The organism is Roseateles flavus (assembly GCF_039872765.1).
In the GTDB taxonomy this organism is placed as follows: domain Bacteria; phylum Pseudomonadota; class Gammaproteobacteria; order Burkholderiales; family Burkholderiaceae_C; genus Roseateles_B; species Roseateles_B flavus.
In genome coordinates, this window is record NZ_JBDPZC010000003.1 from 87,958 (window position 1) to 104,817 (window position 16,860).

Here is a 16,860-nt window from a genome sequence, read left to right on the forward strand (position 1 = left end):
CAAGGAGCTGACATGTCGATTCACACCGAACCCCTGGCGGCGTCCCAGGCTGCCGGGCCCTTCTCCCTCTGCATCAGCGAGGACCAGCGCCAGATGCTGGAACCGGTGCGGCGCTTCGCCCGCGAACGCCTGCAGCCGCTGCTCAACGAGGCGGCCACCGAGGCGCGTCGTCAGGAGGCCCGGCAGACCGCGCAGCAGCTGGGCCTGGCCAGCGCGATGATGTCCGAAGGCCAGGGCGGCCTGGGCATCCAGCCCTTCGAGCTGTGCCTGCTGCTCGAGGAGCTCGCCAGCGGCCCCCTGGGACTGGCGGCCGAGCTGACCGTCTCACTGCCTGCCCTGGCCATCAGCCGCGACCATGAATGGCTGTGCCGCCTGCTGCCCCAGGACAGCGAAGCCCTGCTCGCCGGCCTGCGGGCCCTGCCGCTGGCCGTGGCGGCCCCGTCGCCCAAGCCCACCTTTGCCCTGCTGCCGCGACAAGCCGCGGGCCTGCTGGTGCTGGCGCCGGATGAGGACAGGCGCTGGCGTCTTCGCTGGCTGGACGAAGTGGCCCTGCGCGATCTGGTGCTGCCCGGCGCCGAGGCGCAGGTGAGCGAGGGGCTGCGCCTGGTCCGCCTGCCGCCGGCCGGCGAGATCCACGGCACCGGCTTCAGCGCCACGCTGCCGGCCGGCGCCTGCCAGTCCATCCTGGTCTGGCAGGGGCTGTGGCTGGCGGGGCTCCTGGCCGGCGCCGCCCGCGCCGCCACCGCCTTCGCCTTCAGCTACGCACAGACGCGGGTCGCCTTCCAGCGCCCCATCATCCACCACCAGGCCGTCGCCCTGAAGCTGGCGGACATGGCCATCGCCACGGACGCCCTGCGCCTGCAGGTCTGGGACGTCGCGACCCGCCTCGCCCGGCCCGACCGCCTGCCAGCGGGGCACTTTGCCGCGATGGCCCGGCAGGTGATGGGCGCGAGCCTGGAGATCCACCGGCATGCCGTGCAGGTCTGTGGCGGCCATGGCTACGTCGAGGGCTTCCCGCCGGCCCGCCGCTTCCAGGATGCGCGGGTGCTGGGTCTCATGCTGATGGAACTGGCACAGGCCAGCGCCCACGAAGAGGCGGCCTTCGAGGAGGCCCGCGGCGAGGCGGGCGGCAACCGCAGGGTCCTGGTGTGAACGCCCCCGCGCGCTTCTTCATGCGCAGCCCCGGGCCGGAGGACCTGGACCGGGTGCATGGCTGGATGGCGGACCCGGACGTCCATGGCTGGTTCGACTTCGGCCTGGGCCGCCAGCAGGTCAGCACGGTCGCGCTGACCATGATGGCCCGCAGCCCGCAGTACTGCATGAGGGTCTTCGGTGAACAGGGGACCGACGCCCCCCTGGGCCTCGTGGTGCTCAGCGAGGTGCAGCACCCCTTCGGCACCGCCCATTTCTGGGTGGTCCGGGACCGCGGGCGCTCCGCCTACCCGGGCATCACGGCGGACGCGAGCCGGGCCCTGCTGCATGAGGGCTTCGACCAGCTCGGCCGATGCGCCGTCAATGCCTGGGTCGTGGAAAGCAATGAACGCTCCCTGCGTCTCCTGCAAGCCGTGGGCTTCCAGATCTATGGCGTGCAGCAGGCATGCCACCGGCTGGGCGGGCGTCTCCTGGGCCGTGTGCACCTGGAGCTGCTGCCCCAATGGTTTTACCGACAGTCCTAGAGATTCGCCAGCGTGGGTTTCTCGTGCATTCGAAGGAGTTGTGATGAGTGAGTTGTGGCGATGCACCGTGACAGGCAGCAGCCTCTGCCTGCCCCATACCCGATCCTGGTTCCACGGCCTGCGGGCGCAGCAGCGGACCCCCAGCAGCCTGTACCTGACGGAACCGGGCAGCGAGTACAACCTGCCCTTCGGTCGCTGGGGCGACCCGCCCTTCCCCCATGTGGAAGCGATGTACACCCCGGCCCCCGTGCTGCTGCACATGGCCGAGCCCGGCGTCAGCGCCTCGGACCTGGCCCTGGTCGCCGCACGCGCCGTGGTCGCGGAGCTGGGCAAGACCTGGCACGGCAAGAACAGGACCATCGATATCCTCATCTACTGCCACAGCACCTCCAACGAGGACATCGCCGATGCCATCGGCGGACGCCTGCAGTACGAGCTGGGCCTCACGACGCCACTGGTGTTCTGCCTCTCGCAGAACCTGTGCAGTGCGCTGATGGCCCTGCGTCTGGCCACGGCCCTGCTGCAGGAGGAGCCCGGCCTGCAGCGCGCCCTCATCGTGGCCTCGGAGAAATGGATCCACCCCTTCGTGCGCAGCTTCGGGCAGGCAGCTGTCTTCGAGGACGGCGCGGCGGCCGTGCTGATCGAGCGGGCCGGCGGCCAGGGCTGGCAGCTCGGCGAGATCCACCACGTCAATGCGCCCGATGCCCCTTCGCCCTTCGACAGCACCGTGCCAGCCATGCTGCGGCTGATGAGCGAGCAGGCACCGCGAGCCATCCGCAGCCTGCTGGAGGCCGAGGGCGTGGCCCCGGCCGACCTGGCCTTCGTCGCCCAGCCCACCCTGGATGCCACCCTGTGCGCCCAGGTGCTGAGGGATGCCGGGCTGGAGCACCTGCGCCTGCGCCCGCACGGGGAGCGCCGCGGCCACCTGGCTTCGGCCGAGGCCCTGGCCAATCTGCACGAGCTGCGGCATGCCGGCACGGCGCAGCGGGGGCAGATGGGCCTGCTGTGGGGCGTCGGGCTGCAGGGTGAAGCCGCCTGCTGCCTGCTCAGGCCGGCGCAGGCCGAGATGGAGGAGCAACGATGAGCGCGCCGCGTACCCCCTTCGGCATCGAGGCTGCCAGCCACTACCTGCCACCACGTGTCTCGGTGGAAGACTGGGCACGGGCTCATGACGTCCCCGACGAGACGCTGCGGCTCCTGCATGACAACGGCATGCGCTACTTCCACCATGCCGGCGAGGCCACGGTAGAGCAGCTGGCCTCCCGTGCCCTGGACACGCTCTTCGAGCAGCACGCGATCGATCCGGCCTCGGTGGACCTGCTGATCTTTGTGCACTCACTGCCCAGCAGCATGCCGGCCCCGCCCTCAAGCCTGCCGGCCCGGCTGGCCGCCACCTTCGGCCTGCGGCAGGCCCGCAGCTTCGCCCTGACCGGCCAGAACTGCGCCGGCCTCCTGGCCGCCCTGCGCGTCATGCGCAGCCTCTTCATGGCCGAGCCGCAGCTCAAGCGGGTGCTGCTGGTCAGTGCGGACCGGGCCTGCGGCGAGCGCTACCGCGAAGTCGGCGCCTTTTCCTTCGAGAGCGACGGCGCCTGCGCCCTGCTGCTGTCCCGCCACCATCCCTTCAACAGGCCGCTGGCCTTTGCGGGGCATGTGGACGGCCGGCATCACGGCGGCTTCCGGCGGCCGCAGGCCAGGACCCACGAGTACCGGGCGCTCTACGGCCTGGTCGCCCATCGCCTGATCAGCCGCACGGCTCAGGCCAGCCAGCTGGCGCTGGAGGACTTCCGCCACCTGCTGCCCGTCAACCTGGACCGGCACGTGTTCGAGCGGCTGGCGGCCAGCCTGCACATGCCGGTGGACTGGGTATTCACGGCGAATATCGCCGAGCATGGCCACGTCATGTGCTGCGACGTGGTCATCAATCTGCTGGACCTATGGAACCGGCATGCCCTGGACGCCCGGGAGAACCTGCTCTTCTTCATGTCAGGCAACAACGGTTCATTTGCGACCATGGCGCTTGGCAACTGTCAATCCTTTCACGAGGGTTGACCCATGAACGAGTGACATGAAGTGCTAGCCTCACGGCCGTGAGCTAGCACGCTGCACGAAGCGTTTGCTTCTCGATGTGTCGGCGCGGCCAGACTGCGCCCCGAAGACCATCGATGCGCTACTCACCGGAGGGCTTGCGAGCGCGTACGGGAATCGTCGGAAGTACGACCCGCCCGCTCGAGGTGTTGTGGGAGTTTCTGATGCGCGAATTCATCGAGGACGCCGGCCGGGCTGACACCCTTCCCGAGCTCCTGGCATCGTTCGAACGGGCGGTCCGCCGCCTCGACTTCGAGCACTATTCCTTCTCCTGCTGGGAGGCCAAGGGTGGCTCCGGCGCCTCGCCGGCGGGCGAGCATCGCATCCTGGCGCAGAACTATCCGTCCCCCTGGGTGGACCGCTACCGGGATCGCGACTATTTCAGCAAGGATCCCGTCATCCGCCATGCGCGCGGCACGGCCAAGCCCTTTCAGTGGAGCGACCTGGCCGTCCAGGGCAGCCGCGAAGAGGCGGTCCTGCAGGAAGCCTTCGCCGCCGGGCTGCGCGAGGGCATGGCCGTGCCCATCCATGAACCCTGGGGACGGATCTACCTGACGACGCTGGCCACCCGGCGGGCAGCGTCCGCGGCCGCGCTCGACGCGGACCAGCTGAGGACCCAGGCCCACATGCTGGCCGTCATCTTCCATGCCCGCTATGCGGCGCTGGGCGGGCTGCAGGCCCGGGACCGGCCCGTCGGCCTGACGCCGCGGGAAAGCGAGTGCCTGACGTGGGTGGCCCAGGGCAAGTCGTCCTGGGACATCGGGCAGCTGATGGCGGTGTCCGAGCACACGGTCAACTTCCATCTGAAGAATGCCATGCGCAAGTTCGATACCGCCAGCCGGGTGACTGCAGCGGTCCGCGCGGCCAGCCTGGGCCTGATCCACCTGCCCTGAGCCCATCATCAGCGCTGTGCAGCGCGCAGCGCCGGACGACCGTGCGGCAACGCGGGCCCTCCTGCCAGGTGCAGACGCCTGCCGCCTTGCCCGCCCGCGCCAATCACTGCCCGCCTGGCTGCAGGGCTCCGACGGCGTCCGCAGCCACCGGGGCAGGCTTGCGCACCCCGCCATGGCGCCTGGGGTCAGGTCTTGCCGGCAACGCCTTCGACCCCAGCAAAGACCGGGGCATTGAACCCCTGTCGATGAGCGCAGCTCCCGCACCGCCAAGGCCCTGAGGGCCCGCTGACGTGACGCTGCGCCATGCCTCGCAGGGGCGCCGTCGAGCGAAGCGTGCGTCGCTGCCGCGCTTGCTGCCGTCGGCCACCGTCGATGGCCTCGATGCGTCACCCGATGCCTAGCCGCTGGCCCTTGCAATCGCCTTGCAATCGCCTTGCAATCGCCTTGCAAATCCCTTCACTCAGACAGCTTCGTGCGTGCGTCGCCATGCCTGTCGCACGCTGGCGCCCAGGCGCGCCGGGCATGGCCTGCGTTCAAGCTCTCTGACTGGGTAGGTGCCTGGCCGAGGTCGATGTTTCTAGCATCCCACGCATGCCAACGGGAGGAGCCCTCCATGATCGAAGTCCATCCATCCCTGCCCGCCGATTCGCCCGTGGCGCAGGAGCTCTACCACTTCCGCTACCGTGTCTTCGTCCAGCATGCCGGCTGGGAATTGCCCTGCCAGCAGCAACAGGAGCGCGACCAGTTCGACACGCCAGGCGCCGTCCACCTGGTCAGCCGCGCAGCCAATGGCCGCATCGCGGGGCTGCTGCGCCTGCTACCCACGATGGCGCCCTACATGATCGAGAAGCTCTGGCCCGATCTGCTGGCGCCCTATCCGGCGCCGCGTTCCCCACAGATCTGGGAGGTCACGCGACTGGGCACGGACCCCGAGCTGGGCCTGCTCGAGCGCGGCCAGACGGTCGCCGAGCTGGTCACAGCCTGCCTCGAGTACGGCCTGGACCATGGCATCCAGCAGATGCTGGCCGTGATGAGCGAGGACCACGCACGCCGCGTCGTCATGGGCATGGGATGGCGCTACGAGCGCTGCGGTCCCATGCGCCTGCTGGGCGGCTCGCCCGTCATCGCCCTGCGCCTCAGGCTCAGCGAGGACGCGCTGGCCCGCGTACGCCAGCGCACCCGCCTGACGGCTCGACTGTGCCTCCAAGCCCACTCGTCGCGGGCCCTGCCCGCCCTTGCCCTGCCCGCCTGAGAAAGGACCCTCTCCATGAACCTGAGTACCGACTTGCAACTCGACCAGCTGCAGCAGCGGCTGCATGCCATGGGCCTGTCCATGCAGGACCTCTGCAGCGCCATGCGGCAGCACGCCGCCGCCGTCGATGAAACGGGCGACATCCCATCCGGATTCTGGAAGCAGGTCTCCGTGCGGGCCTTGAACCTCAACCTCGTGCCCCCCGAGCATGGTGGCGACGAGGGGCTGTGGCCCCTCATGCAGCGCGTACTGCTGATGGAGCAGCTGGGCCACGCCGACCCGGCGCTGGCGCTGGCCCTGCCCGGGCCCGGCCTGTCCACGCCGCCCTTGCTGGCGCTGGCCTCGCAGGAGCAGCAGCGCGAGCTGTTCAGCCGATTCCAGAGCGATGTGCCCGTCTGGGGAGGCTTCGCCATCACGGAGCCGGACATCGGTTCCGACGCCACGGCCCTGCGCACCAGCGCCCGGGCCTGCAGCGAGGGCTATGTGCTGAACGGCACCAAGTGCTTCATCACCAATGGGGCGCGAGCCGACTTCGTGGTCACCTTCGCCACCCTGGACAAGGGTCGGGGTCGCTTCGGCGTGCGGGCCTTTGCCGTCGACCGCCGGACGCCCGGCTTCCAGGTCGTGCGCCTGGAGAAGATGCTGGGGCTGCGAGGCAGCCAGCTGGCCGTGCTGTCCTACGCCGACTGCCTGGTGCCGCACGAGAGCCTGCTGCAGCGCGGGGACGAAAGCCGGCTGCATGACGCCTTCTCCGGCGCGCAGAGTTCCTGGGACTATTTCCGGCCGGTGCTGTCCTCGGTGATCGTCGGCAGCTGCGCTCGGGTGCGCGACGAGCTCGTGAGCTATCTGGAAGCCGCCAGACCGCAGTCCGCCCACTGGGGGCAGCAGCAGGTGGCAGCCATGCTCAGCAGCATCAGCGGCAAGATCAGCGCGGCGCGCCTCCTGTGCCACAAGGCGGCATGGCGCCATGAGCAGGGCCTGCCGGTGTCCAAGGATTCGTCCATGGCCAAGGCCTATGCCTCGCGCATCGCCATGGAGATCGCGGAGACCGTGCTGCAGACCGTGGGGCTCGAAGGCCTGCACGAGCACCCCGTGTTCGAGCGCTTCTACCGCGACGCCAAGGCCTACGACATCCTGGAGGGCACCGGCGACATGCAGCGCCTGATGGTCGCGCGATTGCAGCAGCGCCAGAGCGTCGAGGACGGCATGCTGGCCTGAGCATGAGGCGCCCTGCCTGAGGGTCCGGACGGGGCGTCAAGCCGCACGAGCAAGCCAGACCCGAAGGCTGCAAAGGCAAGCGGACCGGACGGCTGCATGAAGGGATCTCACAAACAACCCGGATGAGTGGCCTGCCCGCGCAGGCCGCTTAAGTAGACCGCTCAAGCAGACAGCTCAAGCGGGACGAATCATCCAGGCGCGTCCAGCCGCAGCAGCCCAGCGTCGAGTGAGGCCTTGGGTCATGCCCTTCGAGGCCTTGGGCCACGCCGAGGCTGCCAACAAGGCCGGGCGAGCGGCCTGCCCTCGGCCTACCCTCGGCCTGCAGCAACTCAGCTCTTGGCCTGCCGGCGCAGCAGCAGCGAGGTATCCGCCGCCGTCGGCAAGCCGGCCCCCAGACGCAGTTCCGAATCGAGCACCAGGCGGCTGCGCAGGCCGGCCTGCAGGAGGTCCAGATGCCGCTGGTTCTCAACGATATGCGCCAGCATCAGCTTGCGGACCTGGTCGGCATCCGCCTTGCGCACGGCGGCGAGGATCTTGCGGTGAGCCCGCCAGGCCGCCTCGCCCAGACGCTGGTGTTCATCCTGCGTGGCATGCAGAGAGGACACCACCATGGTCTCCAGCATGCGATTGATCAGCCTGCACTGGAAGCGCAGAAAGGGATTGGGGCAGGCCTCGGCCAGGATGTCGTGGAAGTGCAGGTCCTCGACGCGCTGCATGGCCGCCGGATGGGTGTTGTCCTGGCTCGGGTTGGAGATCTCGATGCTGCGCTCCAGGGCTTCGAGATCAGCATCGCTGAGATGCGGCACGGCCAGCGCAGCCATCTCGGGCTCGAGCATGCGGCGCAGGGCGTAGATGTCCCCGATGGTGATGTCCTGGAAGAAGAGGTAGTTCTGCAGGAACTGGAAGGTCCGATCCAGGGTGACGCGCTCGATGGTAGCGCCGCCGGCCGGCCCGGTGCTGAGCCGGATCAGACCCTGGACCTCCAGCGCCTTCAGGGCTTCACGCATGGTGCCCCGGCTCACGCCGAACATCTCCTGCAGCTCGGCTTCCTTGGGAAGCTTCTCGCCCGGGTTCAAGTTCCGGCCGGTGATCCAGCGCTTGATTTCCTCAACGACCAAGTCCCCTCTTTTGAGGCCGCGCTGCGCAACCTGTTTCTTCGTCACCGCCGCTCCCGGCTGTTCTGGCTGCGAGCGATGATACCGTAGGCCCACCGGGCACCAGGGCGTGGCACAGCCTGCGTCCGCTAGGTCTGCGGCTGGATGCGGGCCAGCGGCCGCCCACCCTCCGACAGCACCAGGGCGACCACGATCTCCCGTGGCAGGGGTGCGTCAGCGATGGAAAAGCTGACGGCATCGAAGTGGTCAAAACTCCAGGGGTCCAGGATGTTGTGGACGGGCACGTCGAGGACGCAGCCCGCTGCTGCGCGCTTCACGGTCGAGGGCATCACGGACAGGGCCTGCATCAGCCGCGCCCGCACGGCCTTGCCGAACAGCGGATGCAGCAGCGCTGCGGCATGCTCCACTTCACCGGACGTTCCCACAATGGCCCCCTTGCCATAGGCCTCCACCATGGCGCGCTCGCCGCCCAGCAGCTGCAGCGCGGAGGCCGTCAACTGCTGGCCGAGGTCGCGGCCCAGCCCGTAGAGTGCCGACAGGTCTTCCTGCCAGCGACCGGCGAATTCGTTCTCCAGCACGGCCGCCGTGACCACGCGACGCACCGGCCGACCGACGCGATGCCCCTGCTCCTCCTGGATCTCTTCCACCTGGCTGAAGAATTTGCGAATCCTCATGTCGACGCCTCCTCGGCCAGCACCATGGGGGGTGCCGGAAATGCACCGCGGGCCTGTTCATAGCCCCGGCATACACGCAAGACCAGTCCATCGTGAAAGCGCGGCCCGATGACCTGCAGGCCGATGGGCAGCCCCTCCCGGCTCAGTCCGCAGGGCACGCTGGCTGCCGGCTGCTGGGTCTGGTTGCACCAGGAGGTCAGGGGCGGCGCCATGCGCATGTCCGGCGGCAGGCCGGGATTGGGCGGCGGCAGGCGATGGAAGCTGGGGCAGACCAGCACGTCATAGCGCGCAAAGAAGGCATGCATGGCACTGGCCAGCTCCATGCGCGCCTGCAGGGCATCCATAAGCCGGACGGCACTCAGACGCCTTCCGCAGTCCGCCAGTTCCAGGATCTCGGGATCCATCAGCTGGCGCAGCGGCTCCGGTGTGTGGCGCACCAGTTGCTCTGAACGCGCCATCCACAGGATCGTGTGCATCTCGCTCTTCATATAGCCCTGCAGGGGCTCCACCGCCTCCAGCCAGCTCACGCGGGCACCGAGTTGTTCCAGCAGGCGCGCCGCGCTGCAGGCGGCCGCGGTGATTTGGGGATCGACGTCGGTGATGCCCAGGGTCGCGCTGAAGGCCACGCGAAGGCCCTCCACGCCCCGCTGGAGCCCGCGGCAGAAGTCCTCCACCGGGCCGCCGAAGGACTGCCAGTCGGCCGGCCAGGGCCGGGCCATGGCCGTGAGCATGAGGGCCAGGTCTTGCACGGTGCGCGCCATGGGGCCGACATTGGACAGCTCACCGACGTTGTGGGGTTCCATGGTCGGCACCCTCTTGAAGGAGGGCTTGAGGCCACAGACTCCGTTCCAGGCGGCGGGCACGCGAATGGAGCCCCCGCCGTCGGTGCCCACGGCCAGCGGCCCCATGCGCGCGGCCAGCGCCGCCCCGGCCCCGCTGCTGCTGCCCCCGGCGCTCCGCGTCGGGTTCCAGGGATTGCGCGTCACACCAGTCAGGGGGCTGTCGCTGACGATCTTGTTGCCGAACTCGGTGGTGGTGGTCTTGCCGAAGATCACCGCTCCCGCCCGGCGCAGCAACTCGATGCAGGGCGCGTCGTGCTCGGCCAGATGCCCCGGAGGCAAGGTGCAGGAGCCGAACAGGGTGGACATGCCGCGGGTGGCCACCATGTCCTTGACCGAGACGGGCACGCCGTCCAGCGGTCCGCAGGGCGTGCCTTGCAGCCAGCGCCGTTCGGAAGCCGCGGCGTCCTGCAGGGCGCCTTCCTCGTCGATGACCCGGAAGGCATTGATTAGCGGATCCAGGCTGTGCACCTGCTCCAGCACAGCGCGCATCAGCTCCACGGGCGACAGCGCCTTGCCGCGATAGGCCAGGACCAACTCGCTGGCCGACATTTCAAGCAGTTCGTTCATCATCCCGCCAGGCAGTGAACAGGAACCGTGGGGGTGGTATCCAGCAGCTGGAAGGTGCCATCCGCCCTCGCACGCGCGACCAGGGCCACGCCATTGAGGTGCGAGCCGCCCGGGCCCAGCACCACGCGCCCCCGCGGCGCGTTGATCACGACACCGCTCACCGCCGCCTTGACCGACGAGGCATCCGCACGCCCCGTCTTGGCCACGGCCGCGGCGAACAGCTTGGCCCCCGTGTAGGTGCTCTCGCCGTGCGGCAGCATCACGACATGCCCACCGACCCGCAGCGGCGTGGAGTCCGCGAACTGCCGCGTGTAGGCGTCAAGGAAGTGCTGATTCTCGGGAGTGGGGACGCCCATGAAATAGGGCGACACCCCGACCGTACCCGCGGACGCCCCCTCCGTAGCCATGGCCAGCGACTCATGGGTGATGTCCGTGACCAGCTGCGGCTTCATGCCGAAGCTGTGGTACTGCTTGACGAAGCTGACGGGATCGTCGCCGATGCTGTGCCAGACCACATCGGGCGCCAGGCTCTGGATCTGCTGGAGTACAGGCCCGTAGTCCCGGGTGCCAAAGGGGAAGTAGCGGGTGCCGATCAGCTTGCCGCCGCTGGCCTCCACCGCGGCCTGGATCTGCGGCATCAGCACGCTGCGGTTGCTGCCGATGTCGGACACCAAGGCGAAGAAGGTCTTGCTGCCCTCCTTGGCCGCCCAGTCGATCAGGGGGTCGACGCGCTGGTTGCTGGCCAGCCCTGTGGTCAGCAGCAGCGGATGGCAGCGGCCTTCGTCGAAGTTGGGAAAGATCACCAGGCGCTGGACCCGCCCGGCCACCTGCAGGGCCGCCTCGCGCTCGAAGGGCAGGACCATGCCGGTGATCATGGCTACGCCATCGCCGATCAGCAGCTTGCGTGCCTTGTCCAGGGCGACCTTGGCGGACATCTGGGTGTCCTCGGCGATGATCTTCAGCGGCTGCCCCATCAGGCCGCCGGCCGCATTGATCTCGTCGACCGCCAGCTTCAGGCAGTTCCGGTTGGTCTCCGCGACACGCGCCAGAGGCCCGCTGAACGGGGCCAGCAGACCGATGCGCAGGGGCTCGGCCGCTCTGACGATGGCCGGAGCCCCGCCGCAAGCCAGGCCCGCAAGTGCGCCGCGCAGCAGGGTACGGCGATGGATGTCTGCATTGATCATGAGGGGATCCTTTCCTTGCATGAGATGAGTGGGATTGCTCCGGCGTGGCCTAGACACCCAGGAGCTTCTCGAGCGTCTCGAGCTCGCCGAGACTGTTGAGCCGGCCTTCGTGGACGATGCGGCCGCGCTCCAGCACCAGCCAGCGCTGTGCCGCGTTCATGACCAGGTCCAGGTTCTGCTCGACCAGCACGGCCGAGATCTCCAGCTCCTTGCACAGGCTGGGGATGAGCTCACCCAGCATCTGGACGATATTGGGCTGGACCCCATCGGAGGGCTCGTCCAGCAGCAGCACCTTGGGCCTGGCGCACATGGCCCGCGCGATGGCCAGCATCTGCTGCTCGCCCCCGGACATGGTGCCGCCCATCTGCCGCAGTCGCTGCTTCAGCACGGGGAAGTAGCTGAAGATGATGTCGGGCGGTTCCGTCCCCACGGGGCAGGCGGCTTGCAGGTTCTGCAGAACGCTCAGACGGGGGAAGATCCAGCGCCCTTGCGGCACCAGACTGACGCCTGCGCGCCCGATGCGATAGGTGGGCAGACCCAGCAACTGCTGGCTGCGGAACTCGATGCTGCCGCTGGTCTGGGGCAGCATGCCCATGACGGCCTTGACCAGGGTCGATTTGCCGGCACCGTTGCGGCCGAGAATGCCCAGCACCTCGCCCTTGAGAAGATGGAACTGGACCCGGTCCAGCACCTGCGCCCCGCCGTAGCCGGCGCACAGATCACGCACCTCAAGCATGGTGGTCCTCCTTGCCTCGACCCAGGTAGATGCGGCGGATCTGTTCGTCCTGCTCGATGTCGGCGAAGCTCCCTTCGCGGATGACCTCACCCTGATGCATGACCAGGGTGCGGCAGTTGAGCTGGCGGACGAAGCCCATGTCGTGCTCGATCACCACCACCGCAATCTCCCGAGCCATGCGCCGCAGCATGTCCGCCATGCGGCGGGTTCCCTCGACGCTCATGCCGGCCGCAGGCTCGTCCAGCAACAGGAGACGGGGCTGGCACATGAGCGCCATGCCGATCTCCAGCCACTGGCGCTCGCCATGGGGCAGGCATTCGGCCAGCTCGTCGGCCCGATGGCGAAGGCCCGTCAGGAAGAGGATGTCCTGGAGCTCTGGAGCCGACGCCGGGCGATCGGCAGCCACCCCCTGGCCTGCCACGATGAGGTTGTCTCGCACGCTGAGCCACTGGAAGACATTGGTTCCCTGGAATTTCCGGATCACGCCGCGCCTCGCGAACTCGTGAGGGGGCCGGCGGGTCAGGTCCTTGCCATCGACCAGGAGACGCCCCGAGTTCGGCCGCAGGGTGCCGGACAGCAGCCCCAGCAAGGTACTCTTCCCGGCGCCGTTGGGGCCGATCACGCACAGAAGCTCCGCCGGTGCGATGTCCAGCGCGACCTCCTTGACCGCGTGGATGCCACCAAAGGCCACGTTGACACTCTGTGCCTGCATGAGGGGGGCGGCGTTCATCGTTCGACTCCTGCGCTGGCGACCTTGTCCTGGACGGCGGCGTCCGGCGGCGCCGCCGGCTGGGAGGCCGCCGGGTGGGAGGACTCCTGTTGGGCTGTCTGTTGGACTGCCTGATGGGCTGTCTGGTTGTGCTCCTCCCGGGCCCTGGCATTGCGCCGCGCCTTCAGCAGGCCGACAAAGCCTTGCGGCAACGCCAGCACGGACACCAGGAACAGCACGCCCAGGATCAGCGGCCATAGATCGGTACTGAAGCTGCTGACCTCCTGCTGGACCCGCGTGAAGAAGACCGCGGCGATGACGGGTCCGATCAAGGTCCCCCGGCCACCGACGGCCACCCACAGAATGACCTCGGTGGACATCAGGATGGAAAACAGATCGGGTGCCACCACCCCCGCGGTCCCGGCATACAGCGCCCCGCTGAAGGCAGCCAGGGCTGCCGACAGCGTGAACACGAACACCAGATGCCAGGAGGTGTCGAAGCCACAGTGCTTGGCCCTGAATTCGTTCATGCCGATGGCCGCCAGCACCAGGCCATAGCGGGTCCGGACCAGGCTCCACACGAGCAGCAGGACGAGCGCCAGGCAGACCAGCGCCAGCAGATAGGACGCACGCTCGTCAGACAGCTCCAGCGTCCAGCCGGGAAGCTCGATCCGGATGCCGGGAATGCCCAGGATGCCGACATCGCCGCCAGTCACCGACTGCCAGCTGGTCGCCAGCTGTCGGGTGATCAGCAGCACCGCCATGGTGATGATGGCGAAGAAGTGCAGCCGCACCCCGGCATACAGCAGCAGGTAGCCCACCGAGGCCGCCAGCAGCACGGCAGCGCCCATGCCCAGGCTGACGCCCTGCAGCCAGTTCCACTCCAGCTGCGTCGTGGCAATGGCGACCCCATAGGCCCCGATGCCGAAGAAGACGGCATGCCCCAGGGTGAGGACCATGGCCTTGCCCCAAAGCAGGTCGTAGCTCACCGCGAAGATGGCCAGGATGAGAGCGTCCCGCAAGGCGGTGGTCGCATAGGGGGAGAGAAGCCAGGGAATGCCGGCCAGAGCCAGCGCCAGCAGCGCTCCAACCAGCAGGCTGCGCTTCTCGGCAGGGGTGACCCGGGGCTGGCGCAGGAGCGTGGCCATTGCATGGAAACGATGACGCATGGCGCTCACCCCTTGCCCAGCAGTTGGTGTGCCGCGCTGAAGCCCGGCACCAGGCCTTGAGGCCGGATGCGGATCAGCGCGATGGCCATGATCAGCACCAGCGCCGAAGCCAGCGAGGGATCGACGCGGTAGTTCAGCAGCGTCTCGACGCTGCCGATCAGGGCACTGCCCGTCACCGCCCCCAGCACGGAGCCGATGCCCCCGACCACGATCACGAAGAAGGCCTTGCTGAGGTAGCTGAGCCCCAGGTGACTCTCCACGGACACGAGCGGCGCCACTAGCACGCCTGCAAAGGCCGCCAGCGCAGCGCCCAGCGCGAAGGCGGAGCGATTCATCTTTCGGGTGTTGATGCCCAGGCCTTCGGCCATGGCAGGGTTCTGGATCACCGCACGCAGGCGGATGCCGTAGCGGGTTCCCGTGAAGACCAGGGCACTCAAGGCAATTACCACGAGGCTCGTGGCGATGACAAAGATCCGGTAGGCCGGGTACTCCGCCCCCAGCAGGGTGAGGGAGCCGCCGATGGGCGTCTGGACCAGCTGGGGATGCTTGCCGAAGCCCAGCTCCAGCAGCTTCTGGACGATCAGGCTGACCGCGTAGGTGGCCAGCAGGGTGTCCAGGGTTCGGTGATACAGGAGGCGGATGACGGTGGCTTCCAGCAGCCAGCCGGCGGCCGCACCCACCAGCGGCGCCACCACGAGGGCCAGCCAGTAGGCCTCGGCGCCCCCTGCGTGCTGCAGGGCCGCGAGCGTGAAGGCCCCGAGGGTGACGAAGTCACCGTGAGCCAGATTGACGATGTCCATCATGCCGAAAACGATGGCCAGCCCCAGTGCAACAAGGGCCAGCACGCAGACCTGGCTCAGGACATTGAGCAGCAGCACCACACCCTCACTCATCGCACACCTCCCCGCGGGTCCTCGAGGGCATTGCGTGCGCCAGGCACCGGTCACCCGGGCCTGACATAGGGCTGCGCACGGCGTCATGGCCGATTCCGCCAGCGTCAACGCGGCTTCCCGACCCCTTCTCCGGTACTCTTTTCATTTTGGCTCCTTTGATAATTTATGATCATAATAGACAGGACGGCTTCAGAAGGCCGATAGGTGCTTACCCTTTATGACACCTGTCATACCGCTGGGACCCCACAAAACATGGGCCTTCACGCAGAGGCCACCAAGAATAGAGGGCAGAGGCCGCATCGAGGCATGTCGCCCTCATCAATCCTATTTATTACCATGATTCATCAAAGGAATGACCATGTCACCGTTGCACCACATGAGCGCCACCGAGCTGGTCGGCCACTTCGCCACCCGGACACTGTCGCCCGTCGAGGTCGTCCAGGCCCTGCTTGCCCGGCATGAGGCATTGGCGAAGGAACTCAACGCCTTCTGTTTCATGAACCGGGAAAGCGCGCTGCTGCAGGCCCGCGCTTCAGAGGCGCGATGGCGCGCAGGCAAGGCCCTCAGCACGCTGGACGGCATTCCCGTATCCATCAAGGACAACCTCGGCACGGATGACATGCCGACCCGCTTCGGCTCCCTTGCCGTCAGCCCCGAGCGCATGCAGCTGCCGGACAGCCCGGCCGTACGACGCCTGCGCGATGCCGGCGCCGTGATCTTCGGCAAGACGACCCTGCCGGACTTCGCCCACAAGATCACCACCGACAGCCCGCTCAACGGCACCACCCGCAACCCGTGGAACCTGGCGCACACGCCGGGCGGATCCAGCGGCGGCGCAGCGGCAGCGGTGGCGGCCGGCCTGGGCCCACTGGCCCTGGGCACCGATGGCGGCGGATCCATCCGCATCCCCGCGGCCTTCAGCGGCATCTATGGCTTCAAGCCGAGCTTCGGGCGTGTGCCACACCATCCGCGGGGCGCCTTTGCCCTGCTGAGCCATGTCGGCCCGATGGCCAGGACCGTCGAGGATGCAGCCTCCCTGATGAACATCATCTCGCGCCCCGACCCGCGCGACTGGTACGCGCTGCCCTACGACCCCACCGACTACCGAGCCGCCCTGCGGACCCCGCTGCACCACCTGCGCGTGGCCCTGAGCCCCTCGCTGGGGCTGGACAGGCAGGCCGCCCCCGAGATCCAGGCCGCGCTCAAACGCAGCGCCCGCATCCTCGAGTCGATGGGAGCCCATGTGGAGCTGGCGGATCCGCCCGCCGTGCTGCAATGCCTGCAGATCCACGGCGTGCTGTGGAGCGCCTTCGCAGCCCGGCTGGCGGACTCCCTGGGGGATGCCGCCCACACCCTGGACGCCTCCTTGAAGGCGTTGGTCGAGGCCGGCCGCCAGCTGCCACCGCACTGCATCCTGGACGCCCTGGCGCGCCGCGGAGACGCCGGCCGCGAAGTCAACGAGTTCTTCACACGCTACGACCTGGTGATGTGCCCGGTCCACCCCACGCTGCCACCCGCGCTTGGCGAGGACCTCCAGCTGAACCCTCCCTACCCGGTCTACACCCCCTGGTGCAACCAGCTCGGGCTGCCAGCCGCCAGCCTTTACGCCGGCCCTGCGGACAACGGCCTGCCCATCGGCCTGCAACTGGTGGGCCGGCAATACGACGACAGCACGGTACTCAAGGCCAGCCACGCCTTCCAGCAGGCCACGGGTCATGCAGGCGTGGCCGAGCACCCCTTCAGCGTGAAGACCAGCCAGCCGGCCAGCACCCAGCGACATCGGGACACCGCCTGAGCCGCGTGGAGCGTCTGGCTCCACTGTGCTCTTTTCGCATCATTGCTCGGGT

General features: G+C 68.4%; 16 protein-coding genes. 8 read left to right on the forward strand and 8 right to left on the reverse strand.

The window, feature by feature from the left end; translation table 11 throughout:
* Positions 1-12: 12 nt before the first annotated feature.
* The 7 genes from ABDJ40_RS08290 to ABDJ40_RS08320 all read left to right on the forward strand — a co-directional run bounded on the left by ABDJ40_RS08290 (position 13) and on the right by ABDJ40_RS08320 (position 7,124).
* The gene (locus ABDJ40_RS08290) at positions 13-1,152 is read left to right on the forward strand and encodes an acyl-CoA dehydrogenase family protein (protein ID WP_347608677.1); all 1,140 of its coding nucleotides are present in this window, start codon (positions 13-15) and stop codon (positions 1,150-1,152) included.
* Complete coding sequence (locus tag ABDJ40_RS08295; RefSeq protein WP_347608679.1) at positions 1,149-1,676, forward strand: GNAT family N-acetyltransferase; 528 nt, start codon at positions 1,149-1,151, stop codon at positions 1,674-1,676. The genes ABDJ40_RS08290 and ABDJ40_RS08295 overlap by 4 nt, the downstream gene beginning before the upstream one ends.
* A gap of 43 nt (positions 1,677-1,719) precedes the next feature.
* Positions 1,720-2,760: a beta-ketoacyl-[acyl-carrier-protein] synthase family protein gene (locus ABDJ40_RS08300; RefSeq protein ID WP_347608681.1), complete on the forward strand. Its 1,041-nt coding sequence runs from the start codon at positions 1,720-1,722 to the stop codon at positions 2,758-2,760.
* Complete coding sequence (locus ABDJ40_RS08305; protein WP_347608683.1) at positions 2,757-3,725, forward strand: hypothetical protein; 969 nt, start codon at positions 2,757-2,759, stop codon at positions 3,723-3,725. The genes ABDJ40_RS08300 and ABDJ40_RS08305 overlap by 4 nt, the downstream gene beginning before the upstream one ends.
* A 200-nt stretch (positions 3,726-3,925) precedes the next feature.
* Positions 3,926-4,654 carry a LuxR family transcriptional regulator gene (locus ABDJ40_RS08310; protein WP_347608685.1) on the forward strand — a complete coding sequence of 243 codons (729 nt, stop codon included), beginning with the start codon at positions 3,926-3,928 and terminating at the stop codon, positions 4,652-4,654.
* Positions 4,655-5,267: 613 nt separating this feature from the next.
* On the forward strand, positions 5,268-5,906 hold the full coding sequence (locus tag ABDJ40_RS08315) for an acyl-homoserine-lactone synthase (protein ID WP_347608687.1): 639 nt from the start codon (positions 5,268-5,270) through the stop codon (positions 5,904-5,906).
* Positions 5,907-5,921: 15 nt separating this feature from the next.
* The gene (locus ABDJ40_RS08320; protein WP_347608689.1) at positions 5,922-7,124 is read left to right on the forward strand and encodes an acyl-CoA dehydrogenase family protein; all 1,203 of its coding nucleotides are present in this window, start codon (positions 5,922-5,924) and stop codon (positions 7,122-7,124) included.
* A gap of 329 nt (positions 7,125-7,453) precedes the next feature.
* Here ABDJ40_RS08320 and ABDJ40_RS08325 read toward each other — a convergent pair whose 3' ends face one another.
* From ABDJ40_RS08325 to ABDJ40_RS08360, 8 genes are all read right to left on the reverse strand, one after another.
* Positions 7,454-8,242, reverse strand: a complete 789-nt coding sequence (locus ABDJ40_RS08325; RefSeq protein WP_269629530.1) for a FadR/GntR family transcriptional regulator — start codon at positions 8,240-8,242, stop codon at positions 7,454-7,456.
* 125 nt (positions 8,243-8,367) lie between these two features.
* Positions 8,368-8,913, reverse strand: coding sequence for an amino acid synthesis family protein (locus ABDJ40_RS08330; protein ID WP_347608691.1), 546 nt, complete (start codon positions 8,911-8,913; stop codon positions 8,368-8,370).
* Positions 8,910-10,322: an amidase family protein gene (locus ABDJ40_RS08335; RefSeq protein ID WP_347608695.1), complete on the reverse strand. Its 1,413-nt coding sequence runs from the start codon at positions 10,320-10,322 to the stop codon at positions 8,910-8,912. The genes ABDJ40_RS08330 and ABDJ40_RS08335 overlap by 4 nt, the downstream gene beginning before the upstream one ends.
* Positions 10,322-11,506, reverse strand: a complete 1,185-nt coding sequence (locus ABDJ40_RS08340) for an ABC transporter substrate-binding protein (RefSeq protein WP_347608697.1) — start codon at positions 11,504-11,506, stop codon at positions 10,322-10,324. The genes ABDJ40_RS08335 and ABDJ40_RS08340 overlap by 1 nt, the downstream gene beginning before the upstream one ends.
* Before the next feature lie 49 nt (positions 11,507-11,555).
* Entirely contained in the window at positions 11,556-12,242 is a 687-nt protein-coding gene (locus tag ABDJ40_RS08345) for an ABC transporter ATP-binding protein (RefSeq protein WP_347608699.1), read from the reverse strand.
* Positions 12,235-12,972, reverse strand: coding sequence for an ATP-binding cassette domain-containing protein (locus ABDJ40_RS08350; protein WP_347608701.1), 738 nt, complete (start codon positions 12,970-12,972; stop codon positions 12,235-12,237). The genes ABDJ40_RS08345 and ABDJ40_RS08350 overlap by 8 nt, the downstream gene beginning before the upstream one ends.
* Positions 12,969-14,120, reverse strand: coding sequence for a branched-chain amino acid ABC transporter permease (locus ABDJ40_RS08355; protein WP_347608703.1), 1,152 nt, complete (start codon positions 14,118-14,120; stop codon positions 12,969-12,971). The genes ABDJ40_RS08350 and ABDJ40_RS08355 overlap by 4 nt, the downstream gene beginning before the upstream one ends.
* A gap of 5 nt (positions 14,121-14,125) precedes the next feature.
* Positions 14,126-15,001 carry a branched-chain amino acid ABC transporter permease gene (locus ABDJ40_RS08360; protein ID WP_269630512.1) on the reverse strand — a complete coding sequence of 292 codons (876 nt, stop codon included), beginning with the start codon at positions 14,999-15,001 and terminating at the stop codon, positions 14,126-14,128.
* Between the two features lie 370 nt (positions 15,002-15,371).
* On the opposite strand from ABDJ40_RS08360, the gene ABDJ40_RS08365 reads away from it, so the two are divergent.
* On the forward strand, positions 15,372-16,808 hold the full coding sequence (locus tag ABDJ40_RS08365) for an amidase family protein (protein WP_347608705.1): 1,437 nt from the start codon (positions 15,372-15,374) through the stop codon (positions 16,806-16,808).
* Positions 16,809-16,860 lie beyond the last annotated feature (52 nt).